General features: G+C 54.3%; 18 protein-coding genes. 15 read left to right on the forward strand and 3 right to left on the reverse strand.

Annotated elements, in window-relative coordinates; genetic code table 11:
* Together gatA and CGL_RS06220 are read left to right on the forward strand one after the other, a co-directional pair.
* Positions 1 to 1,494 (forward strand): Asp-tRNA(Asn)/Glu-tRNA(Gln) amidotransferase subunit GatA, encoded by a 1,494-nt coding sequence (gatA, locus tag CGL_RS06215; RefSeq protein WP_011014228.1) that lies wholly within the window; start codon positions 1 to 3, stop codon positions 1,492 to 1,494.
* Positions 1,495 to 1,645: 151 nt separating this feature from the next.
* Positions 1,646 to 2,497, forward strand: coding sequence for a siderophore-interacting protein (locus CGL_RS06220; protein WP_011014229.1), 852 nt, complete (start codon positions 1,646 to 1,648; stop codon positions 2,495 to 2,497).
* Positions 2,498 to 2,842: 345 nt separating this feature from the next.
* Here the strand turns inward: CGL_RS06220 and CGL_RS06225 are convergent, their stop codons facing one another.
* Positions 2,843 to 3,163 (reverse strand): hypothetical protein, encoded by a 321-nt coding sequence (locus CGL_RS06225; protein WP_011014230.1) that lies wholly within the window; start codon positions 3,161 to 3,163, stop codon positions 2,843 to 2,845.
* 267 nt (positions 3,164 to 3,430) lie between these two features.
* Between CGL_RS06225 and CGL_RS06230 the strand changes: the two genes are divergently transcribed.
* From CGL_RS06230 to mgrA, 12 genes are all read left to right on the forward strand, one after another.
* Complete coding sequence (locus tag CGL_RS06230; RefSeq protein ID WP_011265707.1) at positions 3,431 to 4,462, forward strand: 6-phosphofructokinase; 1,032 nt, start codon at positions 3,431 to 3,433, stop codon at positions 4,460 to 4,462.
* 251 nt (positions 4,463 to 4,713) lie between these two features.
* Positions 4,714 to 5,823, forward strand: a complete 1,110-nt coding sequence (locus CGL_RS06235) for a LacI family DNA-binding transcriptional regulator (protein ID WP_011014232.1) — start codon at positions 4,714 to 4,716, stop codon at positions 5,821 to 5,823.
* Positions 5,810 to 7,384: a sugar ABC transporter ATP-binding protein gene (locus CGL_RS06240; protein WP_011014233.1), complete on the forward strand. Its 1,575-nt coding sequence runs from the start codon at positions 5,810 to 5,812 to the stop codon at positions 7,382 to 7,384. The genes CGL_RS06235 and CGL_RS06240 overlap by 14 nt, the downstream gene beginning before the upstream one ends.
* A gap of 56 nt (positions 7,385 to 7,440) precedes the next feature.
* Complete coding sequence (locus tag CGL_RS06245) at positions 7,441 to 8,355, forward strand: ABC transporter permease (protein WP_011014234.1); 915 nt, start codon at positions 7,441 to 7,443, stop codon at positions 8,353 to 8,355.
* Between the two features lie 21 nt (positions 8,356 to 8,376).
* Positions 8,377 to 9,321 (forward strand): D-ribose ABC transporter substrate-binding protein, encoded by a 945-nt coding sequence (locus tag CGL_RS06250; protein WP_011014235.1) that lies wholly within the window; start codon positions 8,377 to 8,379, stop codon positions 9,319 to 9,321.
* 6 nt (positions 9,322 to 9,327) lie between these two features.
* Positions 9,328 to 9,699, forward strand: coding sequence for a D-ribose pyranase (gene rbsD, locus CGL_RS06255; RefSeq protein ID WP_011014236.1), 372 nt, complete (start codon positions 9,328 to 9,330; stop codon positions 9,697 to 9,699).
* Positions 9,700 to 9,851: 152 nt separating this feature from the next.
* A complete protein-coding gene (locus tag CGL_RS06260; RefSeq protein ID WP_003854745.1) occupies positions 9,852 to 10,490 on the forward strand; it encodes a GNAT family N-acetyltransferase in 639 nt (212 codons plus the stop codon).
* A gap of 278 nt (positions 10,491 to 10,768) precedes the next feature.
* Complete coding sequence (locus CGL_RS06265; protein ID WP_011014237.1) at positions 10,769 to 11,785, forward strand: iron-siderophore ABC transporter substrate-binding protein; 1,017 nt, start codon at positions 10,769 to 10,771, stop codon at positions 11,783 to 11,785.
* Between the two features lie 123 nt (positions 11,786 to 11,908).
* Positions 11,909 to 12,916 (forward strand): bile acid:sodium symporter family protein, encoded by a 1,008-nt coding sequence (locus tag CGL_RS06270; protein ID WP_003854741.1) that lies wholly within the window; start codon positions 11,909 to 11,911, stop codon positions 12,914 to 12,916.
* A 213-nt stretch (positions 12,917 to 13,129) separates the two neighbouring features.
* Positions 13,130 to 14,635, forward strand: a complete 1,506-nt coding sequence (gene gatB / locus CGL_RS06275) for an Asp-tRNA(Asn)/Glu-tRNA(Gln) amidotransferase subunit GatB (RefSeq protein ID WP_011014238.1) — start codon at positions 13,130 to 13,132, stop codon at positions 14,633 to 14,635.
* Between the two features lie 214 nt (positions 14,636 to 14,849).
* Positions 14,850 to 15,428 carry an NADPH-dependent F420 reductase gene (locus CGL_RS06280; protein WP_006285040.1) on the forward strand — a complete coding sequence of 193 codons (579 nt, stop codon included), beginning with the start codon at positions 14,850 to 14,852 and terminating at the stop codon, positions 15,426 to 15,428.
* A 108-nt stretch (positions 15,429 to 15,536) separates the two neighbouring features.
* A complete protein-coding gene (gene mgrA / locus CGL_RS06285; RefSeq protein WP_011014239.1) occupies positions 15,537 to 16,622 on the forward strand; it encodes an L-glyceraldehyde 3-phosphate reductase in 1,086 nt (361 codons plus the stop codon).
* Here the strand turns inward: mgrA and lysE are convergent.
* Positions 16,619 to 17,329, reverse strand: a complete 711-nt coding sequence (gene lysE / locus CGL_RS06290) for an L-lysine exporter (protein ID WP_003854734.1) — start codon at positions 17,327 to 17,329, stop codon at positions 16,619 to 16,621. The genes mgrA and lysE overlap by 4 nt on opposite strands.
* Before the next feature lie 61 nt (positions 17,330 to 17,390).
* Here lysE and CGL_RS06295 point away from each other — a divergent pair, with 61 nt between their 5' ends.
* Positions 17,391 to 18,263 (forward strand): ArgP/LysG family DNA-binding transcriptional regulator, encoded by an 873-nt coding sequence (locus CGL_RS06295; RefSeq protein WP_011014240.1) that lies wholly within the window; start codon positions 17,391 to 17,393, stop codon positions 18,261 to 18,263.
* On the opposite strand, the gene CGL_RS06300 is transcribed toward CGL_RS06295, so the two are convergent.
* The gene (locus CGL_RS06300; RefSeq protein ID WP_011014241.1) at positions 18,264 to 19,343 is read right to left on the reverse strand and encodes a glutathione S-transferase family protein; all 1,080 of its coding nucleotides are present in this window, start codon (positions 19,341 to 19,343) and stop codon (positions 18,264 to 18,266) included. It abuts the gene before it with no gap.
* Positions 19,344 to 19,373: the final 30 nt, after the last annotated feature.

Below are 19,373 nucleotides of genomic sequence, written 5' to 3' on the forward strand. Positions count from 1 at the left end.
ATGACCAACAAGTACCTGGTTGAAGGCTCTGAAAACGAGCTGACCACAAAGACCGCAGCAGAGCTGGCAGGTCTTATTCATTCCCGCGAGGTAACTTCCCGCGAGGTTACTCAAGCGCACCTAGATCGCATTGCTGCGGTTGACGGCGATATTCATGCATTTCTCCACGTTGGCCAGGAGGAGGCCCTGAACGCGGCGGATGACGTCGATAAGCGTCTAGACGCTGGAGAGGCACCTGCCTCGGCTTTGGCTGGCGTGCCGCTTGCGCTGAAGGATGTCTTTACCACCACTGATGCGCCGACCACGGCGGCATCGAAGATGCTTGAGGGCTACATGAGCCCTTATGACGCGACTGTGACCCGCAAGATCCGTGAGGCTGGCATCCCAATTTTGGGTAAGACCAACATGGATGAGTTTGCGATGGGTTCCTCCACTGAGAACTCCGCATACGGCCCAACCCACAATCCGTGGGATCTGGAGCGCACCGCAGGTGGTTCTGGTGGTGGCTCTTCAGCTGCTCTTGCTGCAGGTCAGGCGCCACTTGCGATTGGTACTGACACTGGTGGATCCATCCGTCAGCCAGCTGCGCTGACCAACACTGTCGGTGTGAAGCCAACCTACGGAACCGTATCCCGTTACGGTCTGATTGCGTGTGCGTCCTCCCTGGATCAGGGTGGCCCAACCGCTCGTACTGTTCTGGATACCGCGCTTTTGCACGAGGTTATCGCAGGCCACGACGCTTTTGATGCGACCTCCGTGAATCGTCCGGTTGCTCCTGTTGTGCAGGCTGCCCGTGAAGGCGCGAACGGTGACCTGAAAGGCGTGAAGGTCGGTGTGGTCAAGCAGTTCGACCGCGACGGCTACCAGCCTGGCGTGCTTGAGGCATTCCACGCTTCTGTTGAGCAGATGCGCTCCCAGGGTGCGGAAATCGTCGAGGTTGATTGCCCTCACTTTGATGACGCTCTTGGCGCGTACTACCTGATTCTTCCTTGTGAAGTTTCCTCCAACCTCGCGCGTTTTGACGGCATGCGTTACGGTTTGCGCGCTGGTGATGACGGAACTCGTTCCGCCGATGAGGTCATGGCGTACACCCGTGCGCAGGGATTCGGCCCTGAGGTTAAGCGCCGTATCATCCTCGGCACTTACGCGTTGTCTGTTGGTTACTACGACGCGTACTACCTGCAGGCTCAGCGCGTTCGTACCCTCATTGCACAGGACTTCGCCAAGGCTTACGAGCAGGTCGACATCTTGGTGTCCCCAACCACTCCAACCACCGCGTTCAAGCTGGGGGAGAAGGTCACCGATCCGCTGGAGATGTACAACTTCGACTTGTGCACCCTGCCACTGAACCTGGCTGGTCTCGCGGGCATGTCCCTGCCTTCCGGCTTGGCATCAGATACTGGTCTGCCTGTTGGTTTGCAGCTGATGGCTCCTGCTTTCCAGGACGATCGTCTCTACCGCGTCGGCGCTGCTTTTGAAGCTGGACGCAAGTAGGTTCTAAACCCTTTTTAAGAAATTGGCTGCCCTCGCATGACTGTGCGCGGGCGGCCAATTTTTTCTTTTGTGGGGGTGCCTCTTACGCATTTCCTGAATTTTTGTTAGGCTTGCCTAGGTCAGTTAAAGATATATCGATAAGAGGTTTTCCATGAACACTCCAGCGCCCCGCAAACGACGCGAAATGAAAATCAAGACAGCAACCGTCACTGGTGTGCGTCAAATTTCCCCCGATCTCATCCGCTTCAGCTTCGACTGCCCAGAAATCGTTGGCGCCGACCTGGGGTTCACGGACCATTACATCAAGATCCTCTTCGTGCCAGCAGGTGCGGATTACTCCTGGCCTTTCGACATGGCAGAAATTGCGGAAACCCAGCCCCGTGAGCTGCAACCAGTGCGCCGCACCTACACTTTCCGCACGGTTGACACTGTCGCAGGCACATTTGACATAGATTTCGTTGCGCACGGCACCGATGGCCTTGCCGGTCCTTGGGCGCAGCAGGCACAGGTAGGTGATGTCATCGCGTTCGGCGGCCCAGGTGGCGCATGGAAGCCAGAAACCACCTATGAGCACTACGTTCTCGCAGGCGATGAAGCCGCAGCACCCGCAATTTTCGCAGCCTTAGAACACCTACCCGCCGGCACCACCGCCAAAGCCTTCATTGAAATCTCCTCCAACGAAGCGCGTTTCAACGCCCCAGCCAGCGACAACATCGAGGTTGTCTGGGTGCCCCGCGACGGCGCCACCCACGGTACATTGCTTATCGACGCCCTCCGCCAGGACGGCTACCCAACCAAGAAAACTTCCTGGTTCATCCACGGAGTCGCCGAAATGGTGAAGGAAACCCGCAAATTCCTCTTCGTGGAAGGCAACGTAGACAAAGCTGATGCATCCATTTCCGGATACTGGCGCCTTGGCATGACCGAAGACCAGTGGCAGGCCTCCAAGCGGGAGTTCAATGAGCAAAATGAGGCAGAAGAACTCGCGCTCAGCAAGGCATAAGGGCAAGGGGTTCTAGAAAGACCAACGGACGTGTTTTCCCAGCTCCCATTGGTTTAAAAAGCTCATTTCGAGGCCTGAAAAACGTGCGAATCAGGCCAAAACTCGAGTAGCCCGGAATGATTTTGGTTTCCTTCTGCGAGTTCGCCATGTGACTGCGGTAAAACTGCCCCGGAACCGGAATATCTCGACGCCACAGAACGCCATTTGCGGGCCTTAACACCCCGTGGGCATACCTTTTACCCATTCCAGATATTCGGTCGCTTAAATTGCCTAGTGTGATTCCAAACAGAAATCTGGGGCGACCTCTAATAAGAGTCGCCCCGATAAGTTTTTTTACCGTAATTATTACTGGGAGTCAGATACTGCGTAAGCAATCGCAGCAGCGCCAGCGGTCACAGTAAGAACTGCAGGCCACGCGCCAATCTTCTTGGCAAGTGGGTGGGACAGGCCAAATGCACCAACGTAGGTTGCCAGCAGGCCAGTAGCTACTGCAGGACCCTTCTTTTCATTCCAGCTTCGTGCAGCAAGCGCTCCGGATGCTGCCAATGGAATGGTGCCCAGTGGGCGAATGCCGGATTCACGGGCAGTCAACCAACCGCCGATCAAACCTGCTGCGACGACGGTGGCAGTGCTGACCTGGGATGCCTTTTTCAATTTCATTTCCATGGTGAGCCAGTCTAGAGACAAAATTTTTCCGCGGGGGTTTTCTTGATCTGATCCGACAACCCAATGGGGGCAAAAATGTGTCCGACCAAAAATTGTGCAGCACACCACATGCCCGCTCGGACAATGTCGATTTGTTAATGAAACTGCAGCTCTGGCGATTAAATAAGATGGTCAGAGACAGTTTTTTGGCCTGTCAACCCCTGTGATTCTCTTATTTTTGGGTGATTGTTCCGGCGCGGGTGTTGTGATGGGTTTAATATGGAAGACATGCGAATTGCTACTCTCACGTCAGGCGGCGACTGCCCCGGACTAAACGCCGTCATCCGAGGAATCGTCCGCACAGCCAGCAATGAATTTGGCTCCACCGTCGTTGGTTATCAAGACGGTTGGGAAGGACTGTTAGGCGATCGTCGCGTACAGCTGTATGACGATGAAGATATTGACCGAATCCTCCTTCGAGGCGGCACCATTTTGGGCACTGGTCGCCTCCATCCGGACAAGTTTAAGGCCGGAATTGATCAGATTAAGGCCAACTTAGAAGACGCCGGCATCGATGCCCTTATCCCAATCGGTGGCGAAGGAACCCTGAAGGGTGCCAAGTGGCTGTCTGATAACGGTATCCCTGTTGTCGGTGTCCCAAAGACCATTGACAATGACGTGAATGGCACTGACTTCACCTTCGGTTTCGATACTGCTGTGGCAGTGGCTACCGACGCTGTTGACCGCCTGCACACCACCGCTGAATCTCACAACCGTGTGATGATCGTGGAGGTCATGGGCCGCCACGTGGGTTGGATTGCTCTGCACGCAGGTATGGCCGGCGGTGCTCACTACACCGTTATTCCAGAAGTACCTTTCGATATTGCAGAGATCTGCAAGGCGATGGAACGTCGCTTCCAGATGGGCGAGAAGTACGGCATTATCGTCGTTGCGGAAGGTGCGTTGCCACGCGAAGGCACCATGGAGCTTCGTGAAGGCCACATTGACCAGTTCGGTCACAAGACCTTCACGGGAATTGGACAGCAGATCGCTGATGAGATCCACGTGCGCCTCGGCCACGATGTTCGTACGACCGTTCTTGGCCACATTCAACGTGGTGGAACCCCAACTGCTTTCGACCGTGTTCTGGCCACTCGTTATGGTGTTCGTGCAGCTCGTGCGTGCCATGAGGGAAGCTTTGACAAGGTTGTTGCTTTGAAGGGTGAGAGCATTGAGATGATCACCTTTGAAGAAGCAGTCGGAACCTTGAAGGAAGTTCCATTCGAACGCTGGGTTACTGCCCAGGCAATGTTTGGATAGTTTTTCGGGCTTTTATCAACAGCCAATAACAGCTCTTTCGCCCATTGAGGTGGAGGGGCTGTTTTTTCATGCCGTAAGGAAAGTGCAAGTAAGTGAAATCAAGTGGCCTAGATCCATTGACACTTAGACTGTGACCTAGGCTTGACTTTCGTGGGGGAGTGGGGATAAGTTCATCTTAAACACAATGCAATCGATTGCATTTACGTTCCTTATCCCACAATAGGGGTACCTTCCAGAAAGTTGGTGAGGAGATGGCTTCCGAAACCTCCAGCCCGAAGAAGCGGGCCACCACGCTCAAAGACATCGCGCAAGCAACACAGCTTTCAGTCAGCACGGTGTCCCGGGCATTGGCCAACAACGCGAGCATTCCGGAATCCACACGCATCCGAGTGGTTGAAGCCGCTCAAAAGCTGAACTACCGTCCCAATGCCCAAGCTCGTGCATTGCGGAAGTCGAGGACAGACACCATCGGTGTCATCATTCCAAACATTGAGAACCCATATTTCTCCTCACTAGCAGCATCGATTCAAAAAGCTGCTCGTGAAGCTGGGGTGTCCACCATTTTGTCCAACTCTGAAGAAAACCCAGAGCTGCTTGGTCAGACTTTGGCGATCATGGATGACCAACGCCTCGATGGAATCATCGTGGTGCCACACATTCAGTCAGAGGAACAAGTCACTGACTTGGTTAACAGGGGAGTGCCAGTAGTGCTGGCAGACCGTAGTTTTGTTAACTCGTCTATTCCTTCGGTTACCTCAGATCCAGTTCCGGGCATGACTGAAGCTGTGGACTTACTCCTGGCAGCTGACGTGCAATTGGGCTACCTTGCCGGCCCGCAGGATACTTCCACTGGTCAGCTGCGTCTTAACACTTTTGAAAGACTATGCGTGGACCGCGGCATCGTCGGAGCATCTGTCTATTACGGTGGCTACCGCCAAGAATCTGGATATGACGGCATCAAGGTGCTGATCAAGCAGGGAGCCAATGCGATTATCGCTGGTGACTCCATGATGACCATCGGTGCGTTGTTGGCTCTTCATGAGATGAATTTGAAGATCGGTGAGGATGTGCAGCTCATTGGGTTTGATAACAACCCAATTTTCCGGCTGCAGAATCCACCGCTGAGCATCATTGACCAGCACGTACAAGAGATCGGTAAGCGTGCGTTTGAGATTCTGCAGAAGCTGATCAATGGGGACACCGCGCAAAAATCTGTGGTGATTCCAACGCAGCTCAGCATCAATGGATCAACGGCGGTTTCCCAAAAGGCGGCCGCAAAGGCAGCAAAAGCAGCCCAAAAAGCAGCCGCGAAAGCCGCACAGAACACGCAACACGAGGTGAGCCTAGATGGTGAACTCTGAACAAGCGCTTCATCAGCATGATCCTGCACCAATCCTTCAGTTGGATAAAGTCTCCAAGTCGTTTGGCCCAGTCAACGTCATTAATCAAGTGAGCATCGATGTTCGCCCTGGCAGGGTGCTTGCGCTGTTGGGTGAAAATGGTGCGGGTAAATCTACGCTGATCAAGATGATGTCGGGTGTGTATCAGCCTGATGGCGGGCAGATTTTGGTGGATGGAAAGCCCACGACTTTGCCTGATACGAAAACTGCTGAGTCTTTTGGCATCGCTACGATTCACCAGGAATTGAATCTGGTGCCCACGATGACGGTGGCGGAAAACGTCATGCTGGGCCGCACTCCTCGGAAGTGGGGTTTGGTCAATTTCAAACATTTGCGCAGGCAGGCACAGGCGGCGCTGGATCTCATCGGCGTGGATGTGGATCTGAATGCTCAGGTGGGTTCTTTAGGAATCGCTAGGCAGCAGATGGTGGAGATCGCCAAGGCGTTGTCCATGAATGCGCGGATATTGATTTTGGATGAGCCCACTGCAGCGTTGACTGGTCGTGAAATTGATCAGTTATTCAAAGTGGTGGATCAGCTGAAAGAAAAAGGCGTGGCCATGGTGTTTATTTCGCACCACTTGGATGAGATCGCGCGCATCGGCGATACCGTCTCTGTGCTGCGTGATGGCCAGTTCATCGCGGAGCTGCCAGCGGATACTGATGAAGATGAGCTGGTGCGGCTGATGGTGGGTCGTAGCATTGAAAACCAGTATCCGCGTAGTGCGCCAGAGATCGGGCAGCCACTGTTGGAGGTGAAAAACCTCAACGCGGAGGGCCGGTTCACGGATATTTCCTTGACTGTTCGCGCTGGTGAAGTCGTAGGCCTTGCCGGTCTTGTGGGTGCTGGTCGCACGGAAGTGGTTCGCTCGATTGCTGGCGTGGACAAAGTTGATTCCGGTGAGGTGATCGTTGCTGGCAAGAAATTGCGCGGCGGCGATATTTCCGAGGCTATTAAAAACGGCATCGGGCACATTCCGGAAGATCGAAAAGCCCAGGGCCTGGTGCTGGGGTCGTCTGTGGAGGACAACCTGGGATTGGCGACTTTGGCGTCGACAGCCCGCGCAGGTTTGGTCGATCGATCAGGACAGCACAAACGAGCCGCCGAGGTCGCGGAAAAACTCCGCATCCGGATGGCAAGCCTCAAACAACCGATTAGCGATTTATCGGGCGGCAATCAGCAAAAGGCCGTGTTCGGCCGCTGGGTGCTTGCCGGGTCAAACGTGCTGCTTCTCGACGAACCGACCCGTGGCGTTGACGTCGGCGCGAAGGTGGAAATTTACAACATCATTAATGAGATGACGGAAAAAGGTGGCGCTGTGCTCATGGTGTCATCGGAGCTTCCCGAAGTCTTGGGCATGGCTGATCGCATTTTGGTCATGTCTGGTGGACGCATCGCAGGCGAACTGCCAGCGAAGGGAACAACCCAGGACGATGTCATGGCTCTAGCTGTTTCCCAGGTGGATGATTCCATCACCGAGGAAGCTGCTGCAGAAATCGAAAACACAAAGGAGGACCGTTGAGCACCGCCGTAGTTTCACAGAAGAAGTCCACAACGGCATCCAAAATTGGACATTGGATGCTCAATAACGGTGCGTTGGTGGGGCTGATTGCACTGTGTGTTGGACTTTTTATTGCAACACCCCACTTTCTCACCATTCCTAACCTGATCAACATCGGTATCCAATCGGCGACGGTGGCGATCCTGGCGTTCGGCATGACCTTCGTCATCGTTACCGCAGGCATTGATTTGTCTGTGGGATCAGTGGCTGCGTTGGGTGCGATGACCTCGGCGTATTTCTTCGCGGAAGTTGGTTTGCCGGGCTGGATCACGCTGCTGATTGGCCTGTTCATCGGATTGTTGGCGGGTGCGATCTCTGGCATTTCTATTGCTTATGGCAAGTTGCCTGCGTTTATTGCCACCTTGGCCATGATGTCGATCGCCAGGGGAATCACCTTGGTCATTTCCCAAGGCTCACCAATTCCCAGTGCACCAGCTGTGAACGCTTTGGGGCGCACCTACTTTGGCATCCCGATGCCGATTCTGATGATGGCACTGGCTGGCATTGTGTGTTGGTTTATTTTGAGCCGCACCGTGCTGGGACGGTCCATGTACGCCATTGGCGGAAACATGGAAGCAGCCCGACTATCTGGTCTGCCAGTGAAGAAAATCCTGGTCATGGTCTATGCACTGGCTGGTGTGTATGCAGCACTTGCGGGTCTGGTCATGACGGGACGCTTGTCGTCCGCGCAGCCGCAGGCAGGCGTGGGATACGAACTCGATGCGATTGCCGCCGTGGTCATTGGTGGTGCGTCACTTGCTGGCGGAACCGGAAAAGCAACGGGCACTTTGATTGGTGCCATCTTGTTGGCCGTGATCCGCAATGGCTTGAACATTTTGAACGTGTCCTCGTTCTGGCAGCAGATTGTCATCGGTTGTGTCATCGCGCTTGCGGTGGGCTTCGATGTCATCCGAAACAAAACCTCTAAGTAATTCCTGAAAGGAAATTTTCACATGTACGCTCGTAAACTTATTGCTCTGTCCGCTTCTGTCGTTTTGGCTTTCAGCTTGTCTGCTTGCAACCGTGAATCTTCTGGCACCAGCGCAGACGGCGGTTCTGCGGATGGGTCGATCACCTTGGCTCTGTCTACCCAGACCAACCCGTTCTTTGTGCAGCTTCGTGATGGTGCCCAGGAAAAGGCTGATGAATTGGGCGTGACCCTCAATGTTCAGGATGCTTCCGATGACGCTGCAACGCAGGCCAACCAGCTCAACAACGCTGTCACCACCGGTGCTGGCGTGGTGATTGTCAACCCAACTGATTCTGATGCTGTGGTGCCGTCGGTGGAAGCTCTCAACCAGGCTGACATTCCTGTTGTGGCTGTCGACCGTTCCTCCAATGGTGGCGAGGTGGCGTCCTTCGTGGCATCTGACAACGTTGCTGGCGGCGCGCAGGCTGCTGCAGCCCTGGCAGAGGCGATCGGTGGCGAAGGTGAAATCCTCATGCTGCAAGGCATTGCGGGATCCTCTGCATCACGTGATCGTGGACAGGGATTTGAAGAGGAGATCGCTAAGCATGAGGGCATTTCCATTGTGGCTAAGCAGACCGCCAACTTTGACCGCGGTGAGGGCCTGGACGTGGCAACTAACCTGCTGCAGGCACACCCCAATGTGAAGGCGATCTTCGCGGAAAACGATGAGATGGCGTTGGGCGCAATCGAAGCCCTGGGTGCTCGTGCTGGTGAAGATGTCATCGTTGTCGGTTTCGATGGCACCAATGATGGTCTGGCAGCGGTTGAAGATGGACGCATGTTGGCCACCGTTGCTCAGCAGCCAGAAGAGCTGGGAGCAAAGGCTGTGGAAGAAGCAGCTAAGCTCCTGCGCGGTGAGGACGCTGAAACAGAGGTACCAGTTGAGGTTGTCACTGTGAAGCTCGACAACGTCGCGGACTTCAAGTAGTCGGCGATGAAAAAGTCCGGTTTACTAAACCCCGATCTGTGTTACGCCATCGCGCGGCTCGGGCACACCGATACCTGGGCAGTGGCAGATTGCGGATTACCCATCCCAGAACACGTAGAGATCATCGATTTGGCACTCGTGTTTGGGATCCCCACCTTTGAACAAGTACTGAATGCTCTCAAGCCGGAAGTAGTTGTGGAAGGCGCGGTGATTGCCGAAGGGGCACCCGAACGTATCCGCGAAATGGTGGATACGGATGTGGAAGTTGTCACGCATGAAGAGCTGAAAGCCCAGCTCGCGGAATGTGCCTTTGTCATTCGAACAGGGGAGACCACTGCGTATGCGAATGTGATCTTCAAATCAGGCGTAGCTTTCTAAGAAAGTGTCGTTTTTTGTGCACCTGTTTTGCGGCGCCCCAAGCGCTGCAAAACGGGTGCATTTTGACGTCGAAAAGCAATGAATTTAATGCTTTTAACCTGGATTTTCTCTAGAAATAGGACAAAACGCGATTCTATGACTATATTCATCTCATGCAATTCGCACAAAACCCGCGTCTGACGAACGACGCGGTGATCTTAGAACCACTGTCACATCAGTGGACTCAGGATCTCCAGGAAGCTGTCGCCTCACAAGAATTGTGGCGCCATTGGTTCGTCGCTCTACCCACCCCAGAGGGCATGGCGGAGGAAATTGACCGCCGCCTAGCCGAACATGCAGACGGACTGTGTGCGCCTTGGGCAATCATTTCCGCTGCAACAGGCCGTGCCGTTGGCATGACCTCATTTCATACCCTTGACCACGCGAATAAACGGCTGGAAATTGGACGCACATGGATGGCTGCCCATGTCCAAGGAACCGGCATCAACCCCTCGGTGAAATTCCTGCAGTTGCAGCGCGCTTTTGAAGACCTCGGTGTCAATGCCGTGGAATTCCGAACGAACTGGCACAACCACCGCTCCCGCGCCGCAATCGAACGACTCGGAGCAAAACAAGACGGCGTACTACGCAAACATCGCATCCACCCTGACGGCACCGTCCGCGACACCGTCATCTATTCCATCACCAACGATGAATGGCCTGCCGTCAAACTGACGCTCATGGAGCGACTGTACCGTCACATGCAGGTTCCCATCATTCCCAACGAGGCATCGCTTTTCGACGCCAGCTAGCCCCTTTGTTCACCCAAACCGGCGCTTACTGTGAATTCATCATTCACAATGGGCGCCGGTTTTTTCTATTTGGGATCGGTGGTTTGCGTTTTAGGAGGCGACTTCAGTAGGGAATCGGGACTTTGTTGACTGAAGTCGTGTGATGAGAAGTTGAGCGCGCGAAGTTGAGGGGGAGAAGTCGCCTATTGGGGGTTATTTTCGATGCCCGATCACAGTAATCTCGAACAGGTTAGGTAAGGTTTGCATACTTTATTTTTATCCTGAAGGGACGGGCGCCAATGAAAAAGCGTGTCAGTTTATTTAAGTCAGCTGCATCGATTGTGGTGGTTGCGGGAATGGCGTTGGGTATGGTGGGTTGCTCATCGACCGAATCGGAGAGTGAATCTAGCGCTGACGTGACATCATCTGCCGATGGGGCATATCCAGTGTCCATCGCGACCAAATTCGGTGATGTCACTGTGGAAAGCCAACCAGAACGCGTCGTTGCCCTGGGTTGGGGAGATGCTGAGGCTGCGCTGGAATTCGGTGTGCAGCCTGTGGGTGCATCAGATTGGCTCGCATTCGGTGGTGAAGGCGTGGGACCGTGGATTGAGGATTCTGCCTACGATGAAGCGCCAGAAATAATCGGAACCATGGAACCGGAGTATGAAAAGATTGCAGCGCTTGAACCGGATCTGATTTTGGACGTGCGCAGCTCTGGCGACCAGGAACGCTATGACAAGTTGTCTTCAATCGCACTGACCATCGGCGTTCCAGAAGGTGGCGATAGCTACCTCACCCCACGCGCTGAGCAGGTAACCATGATCGCCACTGCTCTGGGGCAGGCTGAACGTGGTGAAGAAGTGAACGCTGAATACGAGCAGCTCACTGCTGATATTCGTGCAGCTCACCCGGGCTGGCCTGAGAAGACCGCGGCTGCTGTATCTGCAACGGCAACCAGCTGGGGTGCATACATCAAGGGCTCCAACCGTGTAGATACTTTGCTGGACCTGGGCTTCCAGGAAAACCCTGAGCTGGCTAAACAGCAACCTGGCGATACGGGTTTCTCCATCAAATTCAGTGAAGAGACTTTCGGCGTTGTGGATTCCGACCTGGTTGTCGGCTTTGCCATCGGTATGACTCCTGAGGAAATGGCAGAGCAGGTTCCATGGCAGATGTTGACCGCCACTCGTGACGGCCGTTCCTTTGTGATGCCCCGTGAGATTTCCAATGCGTTTTCTTTGGGTTCCCCGCAGTCCACTCGGTTCGCGTTAGACGCCTTGGTGCCACTTCTGGAGGAGCATGCAGGGGAGTAGTGGTCCGGTGGTGCGGGCAGGGGGTAGCGGTCGAATTATTTGCCTGTGGGCATAATTTTGAGACAAAATAATAGAAACGTCTCAGATGTTGGGAAGTTCTTCACGCTATCAGTTAGGGAGCACATGAGTACTCAAGTTGAACTCAAAACACCGAAATCGGAAGACCGGGCAGCATATATCGCTGCATTGGGATTCCCGGTCTTGGTCATCATTGGCGGCATCATCGGATTCACAGCCTCGGATGTTGTGCTCAATATTTCTTCGTGGGTCAATCCTTTGCTGGGCATCATCATGTTCTCCATGGGCCTGACCTTGAAGCCAGTTGACTTCGCCCTTGTTGCTAAACGCCCACTCCCAGTTCTTATCGGCGTGATCGCCCAGTTTGTCATCATGCCCCTGATCGCATTGCTGGTGGTCTGGGTTTTGCAGCTGCCTGCGGAAATTGCGGCCGGTGTCATCTTGGTTGGTTGTGCACCTGGCGGAACTTCCTCCAACGTGGTGTCTTACCTGTCCCGTGGTGATGTTGCGCTGTCTGTCACCATGACTTCCATCTCCACGCTGCTTGCTCCAATTTTCACTCCACTGCTTACCCTGTGGCTGGCGGGGCAATACATGCCACTTAATGCCGCTGATATGGCTGTATCCATCGTCCAAGTTGTGCTGATCCCAGTCGTGGGCGGACTTGTTGTGCGGTTGATCTTCCCGACACTCATTGGCAAGGTTTTGCCTCTTTTGCCATGGATTTCAGTCATTGCGATTTCATTGATCGTTGCCATCGTGGTCGCTGGTTCAAGGGATAAAATCCTCGAAGCAGGACTGCTCGTGCTGGCTGCCGTGATTATTCACAACACCCTCGGCTACTCCCTGGGATACCTCGCTGCGAAATTCACTGGGCAGCCTGCTGCAGCTCGACGCACTACCGCGATTGAGGTCGGTATGCAAAACTCCGGCCTCGCAGCTGGACTCGCATCCCAGTACATGTCACCAATGTCTGCTCTGCCAGGCGCTATCTTCTCTGTCTGGCACAACCTTTCCGGAGCACTTCTTGCTGCATTGTGCAGGGCGTCCGATAAGAGGGCTGCGGAGAAGGTGGCTTCAGAAAAGGCTGCCTCGGAGAAGGCCGCTTCCTAAAAGGCTTCGCTCCTAAAACTCTTTAAGAGTCAGGCCAACTAGCCCGCCCGGTTTTCTCGTGAAAATCAGGCGGTCTTTGGCTTTTCTAAAGTGTTTCTAAAGCCACCTTCGACCTCAATTAAGCAGCAATCCGAGCCGGGGGAGCGCTGTCAGAAATGGACCGTGCCACCCCATGACAACATGCTTGCACAATGATGACTAGAATAATGACCCATGACTGCAGCCTTTTATGATCTGATGGACTTCGATGAAGTTCTAGAGAAATATGACCCGGTGATGGGACTTGAGGTCCACGTCGAACTGGGCACTGAGACCAAGATGTTCTCTGCATCTTCTGCACACTTTGGCGCTGAACCCAATAGCAATGTTGACCCAGTTTCTTTGGGTCTCCCAGGCGCACTTCCTGTGGTTAACGCCAAGGGCGTGGAGTGGGCAATTAAGATTGGACTGGCGCTGAACTGCAGCATCGCTGAGTCCTCACGCTTTGCACGTAAGAACTACTTCTACCCGGATCAGCCTAAGAACTACCAGATCTCCCAGTATGACGAGCCAATCGCATACGACGGCTACCTGGATGTTGTTCTGGAGGACGGCACCGAGTGGCGTGTGGAAATCGAACGCGCTCACATGGAGGAAGACACCGGAAAGCTCACCCACCTGGGTGGTACTTCTGGTCGTATTCACGGCGCAACCGCTTCTTTGGTGGACTGCAACCGTGCAGGCGTCCCTTTGATTGAGGTTGTCACCAAGCCAATCGAAGGCGCTGGCGCTCGCGCTCCAGAGATCGCTAAGGCTTATGTCTCCGCACTGCGCGATCTGGTTAAGGCGCTCGGTGTGTCCGACGGCCGCTTGGATCAGGGTTCTATGCGTGTCGACGCCAACCTGTCCCTGCGCCCGATCGGCCAGGAGGAATTCGGCACCCGTACCGAAACCAAGAACATCAACTCCCTGAAGTCCGTTGAGCAGGCCATCACCTTTGAGATGCAGCGCCAGGCTCAGGTACTGGACGACGGTGGTGTGATTGATCAGGAAACCCGCCACTACCAGGAGGCAGACGGAAGTACCTCCAAGGGTCGTCCAAAGGAAACCGCTGAGGATTACCGTTACTTCAACGATCCTGACCTGCCTCCAGTGATTGCGCCTCGTGAGTGGGTGGAAGAAATCCGCGCAACTCTTCCAGAGCTGCCTTGGGTTCGCCGTGCACGTATCCAGGAAGAGTGGAAGCTTTCCGACGCCGAGATGCGCGACCTCATCAACGCCAACGCGCTCGACCTCATCATCGAGACCGTGGAAGCGGGTACCACTCCTGATGAAGCTCGTGCTTGGTGGGTTTCTTACATCTCTCAGAAGGCTAACGAGTCTGGTGTCGAGCTCGATGCTCTCGGTGTTGCGCCAGCTCACGTTGCTCGCGTCGTTGCGCTTGTTTCTGAAGGCAAGCTGACCAATAAGCTGGCACGTCAGGCTATCGACGGCGTTATTGCTGGCGAAGGCGATGTGGACGCGGTTGTTGCTGCTCGTGGACTGGAAGTTGTTCGCGATGACGGCGCAATTGAAAAGGCTGTCGATGATGCCTTGGCTGCAAACCCAGACATCGTGGAGAAGTACCGCGCTGGCAACACCAAGGTCACCGGCGCCATCGTTGGTGCTGTCATGAAGGCGACCCGCGGTAAGGCTGACCCAGCTCAGGTGAACCAGCTGATCGCAAAGAAGTTGGCTTAAGCTTTTTGCCGTTGAGCTGCTAAAAGTCTCGCATTAAAGGACTGCTTCCCTTCGGGGGAGCATTTCTTTTTAACTAATTACTTGACACGTCAAGTAATTAGGGTCTAGTGTTGTGTTCATGATCAAAGAACTGCTCAACAAGCTCTTCGGAAACAAGAAGGCTTCCCCGGCAATGACACAATCTGAAACCATTTCACACAAGGAGAACAACACAATGACCACTTACACCATCTTCGGCCGCGGCAACATGGGCACCGCAATCGCAGGCGTCCTCACCAAGGGTGGTGCAACTGTAGAACACATCGGTTCTGCAGATTCTGACATCGCAACCATCAACGGTGACGTTGTTATCCTTGCTGTTCCTTACCCAGCAGTAGAGTCCATCATTGCAAGCCACAAGGATGCTCTCGCAGGCAAGACCGTTATCGATATCACCAACCCACTTAACTTCGAGACCTTCGATTCCCTCGTCGTTCCAGTTGGTTCTTCTGCAACCGCTGAGATCCAGGCTCAGCTTCCAACCTCCCGCGTTTTGAAGGCTTTCAACACCAACTTCGCAGCCACTTTGGCTACCGGAAAGGTTGGCGATATCACCACCACCGTTTTAGTTGCAGGCGATGATGAAGACGCAAAGAACGCTCTTATCACCGACGTCAACGCTGGCGGCCTCGACGCCCTTGACGCTGGTTCCCTCAAGCGTGCACACGAGCTTGAAGCAGTTGGTTTCCTGCAGCTCACCCTTGCAGGTTCCGAGAAGATTGGATGGACCGGCGGATTCGGCCTGGTCAAGTAACACCCAGCCTCAAAAGCACTGATAAAAGCAGTCAACCCACCTCGGGTTGGCTGCTTTTTTGCATCCAGATGCACAAAGCCGTGGCACAAACGAGACAAACTGAGCACAATGGCTGTCATGGCATATCAACCAGCAGACAATCGCTATGACGACATGATCTACCGCAGGGTGGGAAATTCTGGGCTGAAGCTTCCGGCAATTTCGCTTGGGCTGTGGCACAACTTCGGTGATGACAAGCCGCTTTCAACGCAGCGCAGCATTATTCACCGCGCGTTTGATAGGGGAGTCACTCACTTCGATTTGGCTAATAACTATGGACCTCCAGCAGGTTCCGCAGAGACCAACTTTGGCAGGATTTTGCGTGAGGATCTCAAAAGCCACCGCGATGAGTTGATCATTTCTTCCAAGGCGGGTTGGGATATGTGGCCTGGACCTTATGGTTTTGGTGGTTCCCGAAAGTATCTAGTGAGTTCCCTTGATCAGTCCCTGACTCGCCTCGGCTTGGATTACGTGGATATTTTCTATCATCACCGCCCGGATCCAGATACTCCTTTGGAAGAAACCATGTACGCATTGCGTGACATTGTTGCGTCTGGAAAGGCTCTTTACGTGGGTATTTCTTCCTACGGTCCAGAGCTCACAGCGGAGGCGGCTGAGTTCATGGCGGAGGAGGGCTGCCCGCTTCTGATTCATCAGCCAAGCTATTCCATCATTAATCGTTGGGTGGAGGAACCGGGCGATGACGGTGAGAACTTGTTGCAGTCAGCTGCCAACAATGGTCTTGGCGTCATTGCTTTCTCACCACTTGCGCAGGGCCTGCTCACGGACAAATATCTCGATGGAATTCCAGAGGGTTCCCGCGCCAGCCAGGGTAAGTCCCTGTCTGAGGGCATGTTGAACGTGAACAATATTGATATGGTCCGCAAGCTCAATGACATCGCCCAGGAACGCGGGCAGTCACTTGCGCAGATGGCGCTTGCATGGGTGCTGCGCGAGCAAGGAGAGTACGGCGCGGATACCGTGACCAGTGCATTGATTGGTGCTTCGTCAGTTGAGCAGCTGGACAACAGCCTTGATTCACTCAACAACTTGGAGTTTTCTGACGCCGAGTTGGAGGCGATCGATGAGATTTCCCACGACGCCGGCATCAACATTTGGGCGAAGGCCACCGATTCCAAAACCCGCGAAAACTAACCCATCAACATCAGTTTGATGGCCAATGCGGTCATCACAACTGCCACGACGACGTTGATCCAGCGCCACACCTTGGGGCTGGACAGCGGGCGTGACAATGCTGCTGCGCCGAAACCCACCAGCGGGAACCAGATCAGGCTTGCCGCGAACGCGCCAGCGGCGAAAATCCACCGTCCGGTGTCGCCGTATTGCGCGCCGACGCCGCCGATAAACACAAACGCGTCCAAATACGCATTCGGGTTCAACCAGGTCAGCACGATTGCCATCAACATGGGCTTTACCCAAACCCGCTGCTTATCGACGCTCACCTCCACCCGCACCCGGTTGCGCGTGTCAGTGGCCACCGCCGAACCGCCCAAAGGCGTGTCATCGGGCACGGTTGGTTCTGTTTCTTCAATGATCTGTGGCGCTTCCACCTTGTTTGTCATGGCGTCTTTCGCTGCCATGACGGCAAACCATAACAGGTAAGCGATGCCACCCCAGCGCATAATATCGAGCACGATCGGCGCGGCATTGGACAAAAGATCAACGCCCAAGGTGCCGGCGATGAACAAAAAGACGTCAGAAATTAAACACACGAGAAGAACCGCAATGAGTCCTTCGCGCTTAATTCCTTGTTTAATCACCAGTACATTCTGCGGTCCGATGGACAGTAAAAGACTGGCCCCCAAAAGCAGACCTGTAATGAAGATTTCCATGATCACCATCGTGACCTATGGAAGTACTTAAGTAAAATGATTGGTTCTTAACATGGTTTAATATAGCTTCATGAACCCCATTCAACTGGACACTTTGCTCTCAATCATTGATGAAGGCAGCTTCGAAGGCGCCTCCTTAGCCCTTTCCATTTCCCCCTCGGCGGTGAGTCAGCGCGTTAAAGCTCTCGAGCATCACGTGGGTCGAGTGTTGGTATCGCGCACCCAACCGGCCAAAGCAACCGAAGCGGGTGAAGTCCTTGTGCAAGCAGCGCGGAAAATGGTGTTGCTGCAAGCAGAAACTAAAGCGCAACTATCTGGACGCCTTGCTGAAATCCCGTTAACCATCGCCATCAACGCAGATTCGCTATCCACATGGTTTCCTCCCGTGTTCAACGAGGTAGCTTCTTGGGGTGGAGCAACGCTCACGCTGCGCTTGGAAGATGAAGCGCACACATTATCCTTGCTGCGGCGTGGAGATGTTTTAGGAGCGGTAACCCGTGAAGCTAATCCCGTGGCGGGATGTGAAGTAGTAGAACTTGGAACCATGCGCCACTTGGCCATTGCAACCCCCTCATTGCGGGATGCCTACATGGTTGATGGGAAACTAGATTGGGCTGCGATGCCCGTCTTACGCTTCGGTCCCAAAGATGTGCTTCAAGACCGTGACCTGGACGGGCGCGTCGATGGTCCTGTGGGGCGCAGGCGCGTATCCATTGTCCCGTCGGCGGAAGGTTTTGGTGAGGCAATTCGCCGAGGCCTTGGTTGGGGACTTCTTCCCGAAACCCAAGCTGCTCCCATGCTAAAAGCAGGAGAAGTGATCCTCCTCGATGAGATACCCATTGACACACCGATGTATTGGCAACGATGGCGCCTGGAATCTAGATCTCTAGCTAGACTCACAGACGCCGTCGTTGATGCAGCAATCGAGGGATTGCGGCCTTAGTTACTTCTGAAAAGGTTCAGGGTTTTTCACTTCTTCGCCCGCAGGAATTGGGCCAGGCAGAGTAACACCTTCAGCAAATGGGGATCCGCCGAGCTTTTCACGGCCGTGTGGTGTCGCGAAACCAGACAGATCTGGTCCGACTGGAACGATCCGGGTGGGGTTAATCTCCGCGTGGGTGATGTAGTAGTGCTGCTTGATTTCGGTGAAATCGGTGGTGTCGCCAAAGCCTGGGGTCTGGAAAAGATCCCGCAGGTAGCCCCATAGATTCGGCATTTCGGTGATCTTGTTGCGGCCACACTTGAAGTGTCCGTGGTAGACGGCATCGAAACGCACGAGGGTTGGGTAGAGGCGGATATCCGCCTCGGTGATGTGATCCCCCATGAGGTAACGTCGCGTCGATAAGCGATCTTCTAGCCAGTCCAACGCAACCCAAAGCCGCTTGTACGCCTCGTTGTGCGCTTCCTGGCTACCGGCAAAGCCGGTCCTGTATACGCCGTTGTTGACCTCAGTGAAGATGCGCTTCATCACCGGCGCCATCTCCTCGCGCAGCTCCGCGGGGTAGAGGTTAGGCGCACCCTCACGGTGGAACTGCTTCCACTCAAGATTGAAATCGATGGTGATGGAAGGGTAATCGTTGGTGACGACCTTCTTAGACGATTCCTCCACGAGCGCTGGGACAGTAATGCCGCGCGGGTAATCGGGGAAGCGGTTGAAATACGCGTCCTGTAGACGAGGAATCTGCAGCACGGGATCAAGATGGTTTGGATCTAAATCGAAAGTCCAGGAACGAACGTCGTGAGTCGGGCCGGTCAGACCAAGCGAGATCACGTTCTCCAGGCCGAGAAGACGACGGGTGATAACAGTGCGGTGTGCCCATGGACATGCGCGGGCAGCGACTAAACGGTAGCGACCAGCCTCGACAGGCCAATGGAAAGTGCCATCTTCCTGAGCAATTGGTTCGGATCCCGCTGGAACGTCTGCGACGATGCGGTCATCGATGTAGTTGGTATCGCGAACGAACTCGCCGTCTGCTGATGCATTTTGTGGGGCGCCTGCCCAATCGGATGACGTGTTAGCCACTGTGTGGTGTCCTCTCTTGGAAATTTAGAT

It is taken from the genome of Corynebacterium glutamicum ATCC 13032 (assembly GCF_000011325.1).
GTDB lineage: Bacteria > Actinomycetota > Actinomycetes > Mycobacteriales > Mycobacteriaceae > Corynebacterium > Corynebacterium glutamicum.

What these genes read in the sequence shown, in the direction of transcription:
- gatA (WP_011014228.1), top strand. Translation starts at nt 1, where the DNA reads ATGACCAACAAGTACCTGGTTGAAGGCTCTGAAAACGAGCTGACCACA.
- CGL_RS06220 (WP_011014229.1), top strand. Translation starts at nt 1,646, where the DNA reads ATGAACACTCCAGCGCCCCGCAAACGACGCGAAATGAAAATCAAGACA.
- CGL_RS06225 (WP_011014230.1), bottom strand. Translation starts at nt 3,163, where the DNA reads ATGGAAATGAAATTGAAAAAGGCATCCCAGGTCAGCACTGCCACCGTC.
- CGL_RS06230 (WP_011265707.1), top strand. Translation starts at nt 3,431, where the DNA reads ATGCGAATTGCTACTCTCACGTCAGGCGGCGACTGCCCCGGACTAAAC.
- CGL_RS06235 (WP_011014232.1), top strand. Translation starts at nt 4,714, where the DNA reads ATGGCTTCCGAAACCTCCAGCCCGAAGAAGCGGGCCACCACGCTCAAA.
- CGL_RS06240 (WP_011014233.1), top strand. Translation starts at nt 5,810, where the DNA reads ATGGTGAACTCTGAACAAGCGCTTCATCAGCATGATCCTGCACCAATC.
- CGL_RS06245 (WP_011014234.1), top strand. Translation starts at nt 7,441, where the DNA reads ATGCTCAATAACGGTGCGTTGGTGGGGCTGATTGCACTGTGTGTTGGA.
- CGL_RS06250 (WP_011014235.1), top strand. Translation starts at nt 8,377, where the DNA reads ATGTACGCTCGTAAACTTATTGCTCTGTCCGCTTCTGTCGTTTTGGCT.
- rbsD (WP_011014236.1), top strand. Translation starts at nt 9,328, where the DNA reads ATGAAAAAGTCCGGTTTACTAAACCCCGATCTGTGTTACGCCATCGCG.
- CGL_RS06260 (WP_003854745.1), top strand. Translation starts at nt 9,852, where the DNA reads ATGCAATTCGCACAAAACCCGCGTCTGACGAACGACGCGGTGATCTTA.
- CGL_RS06265 (WP_011014237.1), top strand. Translation starts at nt 10,769, where the DNA reads ATGAAAAAGCGTGTCAGTTTATTTAAGTCAGCTGCATCGATTGTGGTG.
- CGL_RS06270 (WP_003854741.1), top strand. Translation starts at nt 11,909, where the DNA reads ATGAGTACTCAAGTTGAACTCAAAACACCGAAATCGGAAGACCGGGCA.
- gatB (WP_011014238.1), top strand. Translation starts at nt 13,130, where the DNA reads ATGACTGCAGCCTTTTATGATCTGATGGACTTCGATGAAGTTCTAGAG.
- CGL_RS06280 (WP_006285040.1), top strand. Translation starts at nt 14,850, where the DNA reads ATGACCACTTACACCATCTTCGGCCGCGGCAACATGGGCACCGCAATC.
- mgrA (WP_011014239.1), top strand. Translation starts at nt 15,537, where the DNA reads ATGGCTGTCATGGCATATCAACCAGCAGACAATCGCTATGACGACATG.
- lysE (WP_003854734.1), bottom strand. Translation starts at nt 17,329, where the DNA reads ATGGTGATCATGGAAATCTTCATTACAGGTCTGCTTTTGGGGGCCAGT.
- CGL_RS06295 (WP_011014240.1), top strand. Translation starts at nt 17,391, where the DNA reads ATGAACCCCATTCAACTGGACACTTTGCTCTCAATCATTGATGAAGGC.